The organism is Soehngenia longivitae (genome assembly GCF_004684055.1).
Lineage (GTDB): Bacteria > Bacillota > Clostridia > Tissierellales > Tissierellaceae > Soehngenia > Soehngenia longivitae.
The window spans coordinates 116,415-128,205 of record NZ_SRIB01000006.1 but is presented as its reverse complement, the minus strand read 5'-3'; the positions used below and the strand labels follow the sequence as shown (position 1 = coordinate 128,205).

Sequence of the window (11,791 nt, the reverse complement as noted above, 5' to 3'; positions counted from 1 at the left end):
TGTTAGGCACGCCGCCAGCGTTCGTCCTGAGCCAGGATCAAACTCTCATTTAATAGTTTGATTTAGCTCAATTACTTATTTTTGTTTCTTTTTAAAAATTAACTTTGTAGTTTATTCAAAGTTTCACACTGTTTAGTTTTCTTGGTTCGTTGCCGCTCTTTCAGCGACTTTGTTAGTATAACATCTTTCAATATCCTGTGTCAATAGCTTTTTTAAATTTTTTTAAAGTTTTTGTAAAATCCTCATTAGCATTTAATTATGCTGTTGACTCTATATATATTAGCACTTATGAGTAGTAAAGTCAATATTAATTGTCATTAAAAAATCTTAAAATTTATTGGAGTTAATCTTATTTTTAAGCATTTATTGCAATTGCGTTACCTAACGCAATTGAATTTAACTTTGTTCTATTATCATCAGCTCTTGAGGTTAGAACTATAGGTACTTTTGCGCCAACTATTATACCTGCAGATTCTCCGTTTGCTAAATAAGTTATTGCTTTGCCAATCCCATTACCCATCTCAATATTTGGTACTAACAGCACATCAGCATCTCCTCCAACCTCACTTTTTATCCCCTTTATTTCACAAGCTGTTTTTGAAACTGCTAAATCTAATGCAAATGGTCCATCAATGATTATATCTTTATCGAATTGCCCCTCTAAATACATTTCTCTTAATTTAGCTGCATCTATTGTTGCTGGCATCTTAGGATCGACCTTTTCTTTAGCTGCTAGTACCGCTACTTTTATCTCTTTTAAGTCTAATGCTCTCGCAACCACTGCAGCATTATTTATAATATTAATCTTTTCTTCTAAATTAGGTTGTAGATTCATACCTCCATCAGTTAAAAAAAGAAGCTTATGATATGTATCTACTTGATAAATCATAACATGACTTAATAACTTAAATTTTCTTATTCCCCATTCTTTATTCAATACTGCTTTTAACAATATTGATGTATCTACTAACCCTTTCATGAGAAAATCAGCTTCGCCATCATGTGCTAACTTTACTCCAATTTCACTAGCTTTATTAAGATCTGTTTCTTCAATGAATTGGAACTCTGATATATCTAAGCCATATGATTTTGAAATCTCATAAGTTCTTTCTTTATCCCCAATTAATATCGGTGTAGTTAATCCCATTTTGTAACTCTCTATTACAGCTTCTAAAACTTCACGATCCTGACACGCAACAACTGCCATCTTTTTGGATCTACCCTTTAATTTGTACAGCTCATCAATAGTTTTTATCAATTTCTTTCCCTCCCATTGTTATCTGATACAAAGTTTTCAATAGCTTTTAATTGATTTAATATATTTTCGTCACTTGGATTGAGCTCATTTGCTAGTTTTATGTCATTATATCCCTTGAGTATTTCATCAATATTTAAATAGCCTAAGCCTCTGTTAAAATAAAGTCTATAATCGTCATTAGCTATTTTTATCCCTTCCGTGAAAATTTCAATTGCCTTTTTAATGTCTCCTTCGTTAAAGTAAACTATGCCTAGCTCATTATAAACATCAGAATAATCTTTGTTTTTATCTAGTGCTAGTGTCAAAAAATGTTTGGCTAATTCTAGATTCCCATAACCACTGTATGCTACACCCAATAAATAATCAATATAAAAATCATCTTTACCTTTGCCGATAAGTTTGTTTAACTCATCAATAGCTTTTTCATAGTTCATGTTCTTCATCTGCCATAGTGCCATCTCTATTGTGTAGTCTTTCTCTATCTTTTCCAATTCAGCTCTTATTTCATCTTTGCTATTTTCATCAGCTTCTAATACAAGAGCTTTTTCCCATGTCAATTTAGCTTTGATTAATTCATTAAAATGTAAATAGTAGAAACCCAACTTATAATAAGCTGGGTAATAGCTATTATCTTCCGATATTATGTCTTCTAAAATGTTTTTAGATTCAATTATGAATTTATTCCCTTTTTCGATGTTTTCCTTTTCTATAAATCCTTTTCCAATGGCTTCAATGCTTAATGCATAATAAAATTTATATTCATTGTTTCCCGAAATCATTGTTAAAGTTCTAAAATACAATGTGCTTAATTCATATTGTTCATTATCAAAATATGATAAGCCTTTCATAAATATATATTTAGTTGAAGTTTTATATATAGATTTCAAAAAAGTTACATAATATTCATTAAATTTAAATTTAGCATCTGCTCCTACTATAACTGCCATTCCTTCAATTATTCTCTCTAATGGGATGTTATTCAACAAATCTTCGTTTTTTAAATCTTCAATGAACTTATCTGTTACTATTGGCAAAGGTATATTATCGCCAATTCTAAATCCTGATATTTCAATATTTTTTCCTTCTTTTAGTTGTAAAAACGAAACTTCTTTAGCGTATTTTATTAATAAATCGTCTATCTCTTTCATGAGCATTCTCTCCTAAAATTTATTCATGAATTGCCTTTTTCTTCTAGTTGATGTACTTAAAAATTTAAATAAGTGCCCTCTATAGATCATAAAAAATGATAATAATACACTTATGAGTAGCAGTTCTAATATAAAAGGTATAAAATTCGAAACACTTATTGCAAGTAAATTTGTATTTGAAATATTAAATATAAAAAATAAACATGCTCCAAATACTATATTTGGGACAAACCAGTTTAAAAAATTTTCTTTAATAAATTCTATACAATATAAAATCGAATCTCTAGAATCATAATTCTTTAAATATATAGTTTCAGGCAGAGGATTTAATGCAAATATTATAAATAGCTGAAAAATCAAACTAAGCAAATATCCAATATTACCAATCAAATTAAGTGTTGATGATAAAATAAAGTTCACAATGAAAAATATAAATAAAATTCCATAAACTTTCCATAAATAGTAGTTTAATCCTTCAATTACATCTTTCCATCTAAATCTATTATACTGAACGATGTTGTTCAACACAAAAAGAAAACTTGAAATCAATGCTGCTTCTATCAAAGCCATCAATATTCCTGAAATAATACTCAACGCGCCACTAAAAATATTTGACACAAGTGGTAACATTATCTGACTGATTAACAAATATACTAAAACAATTAAAAGTGCTTCCCAGTGACTTTTAATCGAATTTAAAGTTTTTACGAAAGTTTGTTTGTTTACGCCTATTATATCTTTTATCAATTCCATTGACATCTCTCCTCATATTATTTTTATAATGTCTAAAACATTCGATTTATTTAATACCCCTTTTTTATTATATTCAAAAATTATAATTCTTTCGTCCTGGTTATACTCTTTTTTTGGGTTTTTTATTATTTCTAAAATATCATAATTAAACTTGCATATGTTTACATCTTTTAATATCTCTTTTGTTGGTTGTTCAGGAGAGTGATATTTCATTTTATTTATAATATTAGAATTCTTCAATATAGAATGAAATTCGTTAGATTCTATTTTTGATGAAGTTTGCATAAAGTCAGGTAAAATATTATCCACTTTTGAATACAAGTAATCAAATTTCATTATATCCACTAATATTTCATAATTGTCAAAGTTCTTGTATTTATAGTACTTATTAAGATAATGATATAATGATTTTTTGCTGTGAGATGTATTGAAAAAATCAACTGAAAACAGATATTTAGAAAAATCTTCAAAAAACTCAAATGGCCTAGAAAATTCAACTTTTATCAAATATTCTATAGAATTTATAAAATACCCTTCATTGTAGTATTTTTCCACAACTTCTTCTATGAACTTTAACTTTACTATATCAGAATATGAAATATAATTATTATACAATATCTCATACGGTGGTTTATCCAAGTAAACATATCCATGTAACTCCTGATTTAATCTAAGTTTTGAACCCTTCAACAATTTTAGAAACCCAAGTTGAAGTTTATCAGGATGTATATGATATAAATCATCAAACGACTTTGAGAAAGTCATATAATCTTCATAAGGCAGTCCGATTATCAAATCTAGATGCTGATGAATATTTCCCCCCTCTTTAATCATTAATGAAACATTTTTCACCTTCTCATAATCTTCATTTCTACTAATTTCCTTGAGTGTTTTTTCATTTGTAGATTGTACCCCAATTTCAAATTGAAATAAACCTTCCTTTACATTCTTTAAATATTCAATCTGCTCAAAATCAAGCAGCCTTGCTGTTAATTCAAAATGAAAATTTATATCATTTGGATTTAACTGAATGATATGATCGATAATATCTTTTGCAAATTTTTTATTAGCATTAAATGTTCTGTCAACAAATTTTATCTGTTTTACATCTTTTTTTACTAAATAATCTATATCTTCCAAAACTCTTTCCACTGAAAAAAATCTTACTCTTTTCCCAGAAGAAAGACAAAAATCACAAGTAAAAGGGCAACCCCTGGAAGCTTCATAATAAACAATTTTACCAGAAAAGTCTTCATCACTTCCTATATAAGGAGATGGAATGGAATCAAGGTTCTCAATTGGCTTTCTTTTCTTATTTTCTATGATCTTACCATCATCTCTAAATACTAATCCATCTATATTATAAAGATTAAACCCAAGTAATAGTTCTTTAAAAGTTTCCTCTCCTTCTTCACATATAATGTAGTCAATAAAGGCATTTTCTTCCATCAATTTTTTACTATCAAATGATACTTCTGGTCCACCTAATAATATTTTCATGTTTGGATTTACTATTTTTAAGCGTTTACAAACATCGAGCGTTTGCTCTAGATTCCATATATATGTTGAAAAGCCAACCATATCTGGACTTAAAATAAATATTTTCCTTGCTATTTCTTCAGTTGTTTGATTTATAGTAAATTCAATAATATCAATTTTCTCGATATCTTCTACATATTTCTTTAAATATCTTATTGCAAGATTTGTATGAATAAATTTTGAATTAAGTGTTGTTAATAATATTGACATATTGCACCTCGAAATATTCTTATAATTTGTTAAGCATATTCTTCTGTTGAATAATTACAATAAAAGATATAATATAATAAATATAAAGCTATGAAAGGGGACAAATAATGAAACAATTTGAATTTGACAAAATATCAATCCAGGAGATCTCCAAAGATGATATGTTATTAATTCTCGAAGCTCTAAAATATACTGGAGAAAGCACTCATATAGAAGATTTTTTAAGTTTGAGAAATAATATATTAAATCAGTTAGCCACTTTATCAGAATCAAGCCCTCAAGAATTTTTAGATTACTTAATGGAAGAGACCTTATCTAATTAGATAAGGTCTACATCTTATTTGGCGCTTCAATTCCAAGTAGTGATAATCCAGTTTTAATTGCCGTCTTAACTGCGTAGACAAGAGATAATCTAGTTTGTTTTAGTTTCTCGTCTTCAACTATAATAGAAGTAGAATTATAATATTTATTAAATAATTTAGCTAGTTCTAATATATGTCTTGTTATAAAATATGGTTCATTTTTTTCCATTGAATCTATAATTACCTCTGAAAATCCATATAGGTTCCTTAAAATATTAGTTTCTTCTTCTTTAGTTAAATCCTTATATGATATTTCGTATGATTGGTCATAATTGCCTTTTTCCAACAAAGAATTTGCTCTCGCATGAGTATATTGTACATATGGTCCTGTCTCCCCTTCAAAACTTAGAGTCCTTTCCCAGCTAAAAGTATAGTCTTTAATCCTTTGATTGAATAGCTCTTGAAACACTACGGCTCCTATACCCACTTGTTTAGCTACTTCTTCTTTATTTGGAAGATTAGGATTTCTTTCTTCTATTACTTCTTTAGTTCTTTCTATAGCTGTATTCAATACATCTTCTAAAAATACAACTCTTCCTTTACGAGTGGACAAAGTTCCTTCTTCTAAACTTACCATTCCAAAGGGAACATGTATGCAATCACGGGCCCATTCGTATCCCATAAGCTCAAGTATCTTAATCCATGCTTTAAAATGCAAATTTTGCTGAGATGCAACCACATAGATATTTTTATAAAAATCATAATGTTCTTTTCTATATATTGCTGCAGCAATATCTCTTGTTGTATATAATGTAGAACCGTCTTTCTTCATTATCAAGGCAGGTGGCATTCCATAAGGTTCTAAATCTACGATGAGTGCACCTTCTGATTCTTTTAATAACCCCTTCTCTTTCATTTCTTCAACAACTGCCGGCATTTTATCAGAATAAAAACTTTCACCCGCATATGAATCAAATTTAATATTTAATAGATCATATACTCTATTAAACTCCTTTAAACTAATATCTCGTATCCATTTCCAAAGATTCAGTGCCTCTTCATCTTTGTCTTCAAGCTTTTTAAACCAGTGTCTTGCTTCTTCCATCAATTCAGGATTGTTCTCTGCTTCAGAGTTGAATCTAACGTAAAGTTTCAATAATTCTCTTATTGGATCTTTCTCAATAATTTCTTTGTCGCCCCATCTTTTGTATGCAGATATAAGCATACCAAATTGTGTTCCATAATCGCCTAAATGGTTTATTGTGACAACATCAAATCCTAAAAATTTATATATTTTAGATAATGAATTCCCTATGACAGTTGATCTTATATGTCCAATGTGAAATGGTTTCGCAATATTAGGAGATGAAAATTCTACAATAACTTTTTTCCCTTCTCCTACATTAGTTGAACCATATTTATCTTTCTTTTCTTTTATTTCATTTAAGACTTCAGAAGCTAGTTTTTCTTTATTGATAAAAAAGTTCAAATAAGGTCCTACAGCTTCGATTCTTTCAAAATTTACATTGTTAGCCAATTTGCTTTCTAATTCTTTTGCGATTATATTAGGCGCTTTTTTATATTCTTTTGCAAGTTTAAATACAGGGAATGCAAAATCTCCCATATCATAAGATGGTGGTATTTCAATTAATTTTCCTATCTCCTCATGTGTTAAGCTATCTATATTCTGCTTGAGTAGACTAATAAGTTCTTCTTTAAAATCTATCAAGTAAATTCCTCCTTTTGGTATTTGTTAAAGTTATATTATCAATAATATATCAATATTTTGATAATTACAATGATTATTTAAGTTTAACTACTGTAACCCCATCCCCACCTTCATTGTATTCTCCATATCTTATACTCTCAACATGTTTATTTTTATTCAAATAAGATCTTATTCCTTCTCTAAGTACACCTGTACCTTTTCCATGAATGATTAAAACCTCATTAAGTCCAGCTAAGTAAGCATCATCTAAATATTTGTCTATTTCCATAATGGCATTTTCTATGTCGTATCCTCGTAAATCTAATTCCTTTTTGATATTTTTAGCCTTTGTTAAGGTTTTTTTATCTAACCTTTTTTGTGATTTTTGATCATTAATTATATCATCATCAGTACTTGATAATTCCGAAATATTTACATTAATTTTCATAATTCCAACTTGTACATCTAGATTTCCCTTTTCATCAGGAAGAGTAAGTACAGTACCTATCTGGTTAATATTGTTGACTTTGATTGTCTGCCCAATTTTAACTTTTTTTATTGATTTTGTATGTTTCACGTTTTTGTTTGCTTCGATTATTTGTTGTTCCAGTCTATCGATTTTTGAAGATAAATCTTTTTTTACTTCTGTAATTTTGTTTTGTTTTTCTCTATCTAATTCAAAGAAGATCTCTCTTATTTGTCTTACTAAATCATCTGCTTGTTTGTTCGCATCATCTAAAACTTTTAAAGCATTTTGCTTAGCTTCGATGATTATTTTTTCTTTTTCATCAAGCATCTTCTTCCTTTCTAATAGCAACTCTTTTTCCATTCTCTTTAAAGCTTTTTTCAAATTTTCAATTTCTATTTTTTCAGATTCTATTATCTTTCTATCCTGATCAATTGATTTTAAAACTTCTTCAAATTCAATGTTTTCCTTTGACATTAATTCTTTGGCATTTTCAACAATATTATCAGATAATCCAAGCCTTTTAGAAATTTCAAAAGCATTTGATTTCCCTGGTAATCCTATGAGAAGCTTATATGTTGGGCTTAAAGTTTCGACATCAAATTCCATAGAAGCATTTTTTACCTTTTCAGTAGTCAGCGCATATATTTTCAACTGACTATAATGTGTAGTCGCAATCGTTCTTATTTCTTTACTTCTTAACTCATTTAAAATAGCCATTGCAAGAGCAGCGCCTTCAACTGGATCTGTTCCCGCACCTAATTCATCAAATAAAACAAGTGAATTATCCTTTACCTCATTTAATATTTGCACAATATTTTTCATATGAGATGAAAAAGTAGACAAATTCTGTTCAATACTTTGCTCATCTCCAATATCCGCAGCAACATAATCAAATACTGCTAGATTCGAATTCTCTGACGCTGGTATAAAAAGACCTGATTGCCCCATCAACGTAAGTAAGCCTACGGTTTTTAAAGTTACTGTTTTACCTCCTGTATTCGGTCCAGTGATAACTAAAGTTTTAAACTCATCTCCAATATATACATCAATAGGAACTACATTTCCTTCTAATAACGGGTGCCTTGCCTTTTTGAAATTTAAATACCCATTTTTATTAAGTTCTGGTTTTGAAGCATCTAAATCAATAGCTAATTTTGCTTTGGCAAATATAAAATCTAAATATGCAATTGTGTCTTGATTTATTTTTATAAGATCTACACTTTGTGATACAAATTGTGATAATTCCATGAGCACTCGTTCAATTTCCTTCTGTTCCTCAATTTCCAATTCCCTTATTTCATTATTGAGTTCTACAACTGCTAAAGGCTCAATAAAAGTAGTAGCTCCACTAGATGATACGTCATGTACGATTCCTGCAACACTTGATTTGTTTTCAGCTTTTACAGGTATAACATATCTTCCATCCCTAATTGTCACGATATTATCTTGTAAATATTTTTTATTTGAGAGACTATTGAGTATACTATTAAGTTTATCTTTAATACTATCATTTTTGGCTCTGATTTTTCTTCTTATGTCTCTAAGTTTAACACTCGCATTATCAGATATTTCATCCTCGCTTAAAATTGCATTCCCAATTTTATCTTCAAGAATTTTTAACACTGTTATTTGATTTGCTAATTCTTCAAAAATAGTGAATTCAGTTTTAAGGTTTTCTTTTTGTGAGAGAATATATGTCTTTAACTCTCTTGAAACTTTTAACACTCTAGATATTTGAATTAGCCCATACGGTGTTAAAGAACCCCCAATCATCGCCCTTTTTAAATAATCATCAACTTGTTCAATCTCAGATAAGGGTGGTCTACCTATCCGTAATATCATTTTATATGCTTCTTCTGTTTCATCAAGCATTTCTTGAATTTTAATCAAGTCAGTATTTGGCGACAAATTATCAGATAAATTTTTACCCAAAAAAGTTATACATTGTTCTTTTAATTTATTTATTATTTTTTCATACTCTAGTACTCTTAAGCTTTTATCATTCAAGCAATTCACCCCTACAATATACCTCTATTTATATGTCCTTTTGTTATCTGCTGTTTCTTTTTGAAATTTTCTACAAAATTGCTAACTTCTTTTTTCGTTATTTTCTCATTCATAAATTCATAATAAATATCGATTATCTCATCTATATTTTCCTCAAATGTAAAATTCAATCTAAACCACTCTATTCCTGCTCTATTAAGTTCTTCAATTTCTTCTAATATCATAAGCGGCATGGAATTATAAATAACGCTATGGTTATTGTTTTTTTGAACGCGGAAAAAATATCCTTTTTCGTCTTTTAAATAATAACCACTTCTATAAGTGCAATTAACACAATTCTTTTCATCAACGCATCCCTTAACCGTAGCAAACGGACAATTTCTAGCAATCATCGCTGGCAAGTAACCGTATACGGCATAGCTTAAATTGCCTTCTATTTTATTTGACATGTATTTAATCTGATTTAAATTCAATTCTGGTGAAAGAATTACCGTGTCTATCCCTTTATTTATCAACAAATTTGCTGAATATGAATTAAAAATATTTAATCCTATGTCAGCTAATATTTTTTTGTCAAAATTGTTAAGAATATGGTAAAGCATTCCTAGATTTGAAACTGCAATCCCATCTAGTAAATCATTAAACTCATCTATTGTATTATTGAAATCCTCAATTTCACTTTCATACACTACGATGCCTGTTGAGAGAAACGTTTCTACATTGTTTCTCTTAGCTGTAAGTAAATTTTCCTCAATATTTTCTTTAAAATCAAAGATTATTCTGTTTATTTTAGAAAAATCAATTTCATCAAATTGTCTTTGCGAACTAATTTTTACTTCTATTTTAGCTTTAGATTTCTTTTTAATATGTGGTTTCGCTTCCGCCAAAGTTTCTTTTAAATTTATTTCTTTCCTGCTTTGTATATTAGTAATTTTATTTAGTATTTTCCCAATAGCTTCTCTTCTCATTTCATTGATGAGTTTAATGTCTAAAAATGCATCATCGTCTATTTCGCATTCTAAATTTTCTAAGTAAAATGGTGTATTCCCTAGTTTAGATAGTTGTTTTTCTACTATCTGATAATTTAATGGAATATTTTTTGCTTCTTCTATTATTTCTTTAGAAACTACTTCAATCTTATTATTATCAAAATTCAATTCTAATGTCGCTTTTTTACCTGTTTTCAATTTTGCGATGAAAGATATTGGGATTTTACTCTCTACTTCATAGCTTTTAATAGCCTTATTGATTAGTTTTTTATTAGAAGTTCTGATGACATTAGATTTATTCTTTATGTTTTTTATATCGAACTCAATTATATCATTTACACAACCATCAGACTTAGATATAAATCCTACAGTTTCTCCTTTGATATTTAAAAATTCAAGTCCATCCCCAATACTTATTTTATCAAGCAATTTAACTTTTACCTTATTATTATTATTTGTTTCAATTACTTTCCCAATGACTACTCCTCTATTATTAGGTCTATCTATAGCCATCAGTTTAGCCCCATAATCTCCTAACATAATGCCTTTTGTGAATTTCCTGTTGAATATTTCATATAAGTTCTTTTTATCATCATCATTAATTAATTCTCCATCCAAGCTTTTTCTATACACAGAACATGCAATGGCTACATACTCAGGTCTCTTCATTCTACCTTCTATCTTAAAAGATGTAACCCCAGCCTCTATAAGTTCTTCTAAATAATCAATTGTGTTTAGATCTCTTGTACTTAAATAGTAGTTAGCATCTGATTCAACCTTTTTTTCTGAGCTGTAGATACAATATTTTTTTCTGCAAGGTTGGGCACAAGCTCCTCTGTTTCCACTTCTTCCACCTATCAAGCTACTCATTAGGCATTGTCCAGAATATGAAAAACAAAGTGCACCATGTATGAAAGCTTCTATTTCAATATTAACATTGTTTCTTATTCTCTTGATCTCTTCTAGTGGCATTTCTCTAGCGACTACTACTCTCTTAACTCCCATTTCTTCTAATAATTTAAATCCTTCTAAGTTGTTTATGGTCATTTGGGTACTAGCATGTATGGCTAAATCTGGAAAATTTTCCGATACTAATTGACATAAACCTATATCTTGGATTATTACTGCATCTACTCCATTAATATATAAAAAATTTACAAAGTTAATAGCTTCGGGAATTTCTTTTTCATCAATTAATGTGTTTACTGTAACATATATCTTTTTATTTCTTAAATGTACGTATTGAATAGCTTGTATTATTTCTTCATCCGTGAAGTTTGAAGCGTATTTTCGCGCACTAAAACTTTTCCCACCTATATATACCGCATCAGCACCATTGCTTATGGCTGCTTTTAAAGCAATCATGCTCCCTGCCGGAGCTAGTAGCTCTAACTTGTTTCCCTGCATT

At 29.0% G+C, this 11,791-nt stretch carries 8 protein-coding genes; 1 reads left to right on the top strand and 7 read right to left on the bottom strand.

Features of this window, described 5'->3' with window-relative positions:
* Positions 1 to 355 precede the first annotated feature (355 nt).
* The 4 genes from E4100_RS05595 to E4100_RS05580 are packed head-to-tail and all read right to left on the bottom strand — an operon-like array spanning position 356 to position 4,908.
* On the bottom strand, positions 356 to 1,258 hold the full coding sequence (locus E4100_RS05595) for a bifunctional enoyl-CoA hydratase/phosphate acetyltransferase (protein ID WP_135271059.1): 903 nt from the start codon (positions 1,256 to 1,258) through the stop codon (positions 356 to 358).
* Positions 1,255 to 2,406: a tetratricopeptide repeat protein gene (locus tag E4100_RS05590; protein ID WP_167792087.1), complete on the bottom strand. Its 1,152-nt coding sequence runs from the start codon at positions 2,404 to 2,406 to the stop codon at positions 1,255 to 1,257. Before E4100_RS05590 ends, E4100_RS05595 begins: the two co-directional genes overlap by 4 nt.
* 12 nt (positions 2,407 to 2,418) lie before the next feature.
* Positions 2,419 to 3,159, bottom strand: coding sequence for a hypothetical protein (locus E4100_RS05585; RefSeq protein ID WP_135271057.1), 741 nt, complete (start codon positions 3,157 to 3,159; stop codon positions 2,419 to 2,421).
* A gap of 12 nt (positions 3,160 to 3,171) precedes the next feature.
* Entirely contained in the window at positions 3,172 to 4,908 is a 1,737-nt protein-coding gene (locus E4100_RS05580; RefSeq protein ID WP_135271056.1) for a B12-binding domain-containing radical SAM protein, read from the bottom strand.
* 107 nt (positions 4,909 to 5,015) lie between these two features.
* Between E4100_RS05580 and E4100_RS05575 the strand changes: the two genes are divergently transcribed.
* Positions 5,016 to 5,231 (top strand): hypothetical protein, encoded by a 216-nt coding sequence (locus tag E4100_RS05575; protein WP_135271055.1) that lies wholly within the window; start codon positions 5,016 to 5,018, stop codon positions 5,229 to 5,231.
* Positions 5,232 to 5,238: 7 nt separating this feature from the next.
* On the opposite strand, the gene argS is transcribed toward E4100_RS05575, so the two are convergent.
* The 3 genes from argS to E4100_RS05560 form a co-directional block, all read right to left on the bottom strand.
* Entirely contained in the window at positions 5,239 to 6,939 is a 1,701-nt protein-coding gene (gene argS, locus E4100_RS05570; protein ID WP_135271054.1) for an arginine--tRNA ligase, read from the bottom strand.
* Positions 6,940 to 7,012: 73 nt separating this feature from the next.
* On the bottom strand, positions 7,013 to 9,394 hold the full coding sequence (locus E4100_RS05565) for an endonuclease MutS2 (protein ID WP_135271053.1): 2,382 nt from the start codon (positions 9,392 to 9,394) through the stop codon (positions 7,013 to 7,015).
* An 11-nt stretch (positions 9,395 to 9,405) separates the two neighbouring features.
* On the bottom strand, positions 9,406 to 11,790 hold the full coding sequence (locus tag E4100_RS05560; RefSeq protein WP_135271052.1) for a U32 family peptidase: 2,385 nt from the start codon (positions 11,788 to 11,790) through the stop codon (positions 9,406 to 9,408).
* Between the last annotated feature and the right edge of the window lies 1 nt (position 11,791).

What these genes read in the sequence shown, in the direction of transcription:
- E4100_RS05590 (WP_167792087.1), bottom strand. Translation starts at nt 2,406, where the DNA reads ATGAAAGAGATAGACGATTTATTAATAAAATACGCTAAAGAAGTTTCG.
- E4100_RS05585 (WP_135271057.1), bottom strand. Translation starts at nt 3,159, where the DNA reads ATGGAATTGATAAAAGATATAATAGGCGTAAACAAACAAACTTTCGTA.
- E4100_RS05580 (WP_135271056.1), bottom strand. Translation starts at nt 4,908, where the DNA reads ATGTCAATATTATTAACAACACTTAATTCAAAATTTATTCATACAAAT.
- E4100_RS05575 (WP_135271055.1), top strand. Translation starts at nt 5,016, where the DNA reads ATGAAACAATTTGAATTTGACAAAATATCAATCCAGGAGATCTCCAAA.
- E4100_RS05560 (WP_135271052.1), bottom strand. Translation starts at nt 11,790, where the DNA reads ATGCAGGGAAACAAGTTAGAGCTACTAGCTCCGGCAGGGAGCATGATT.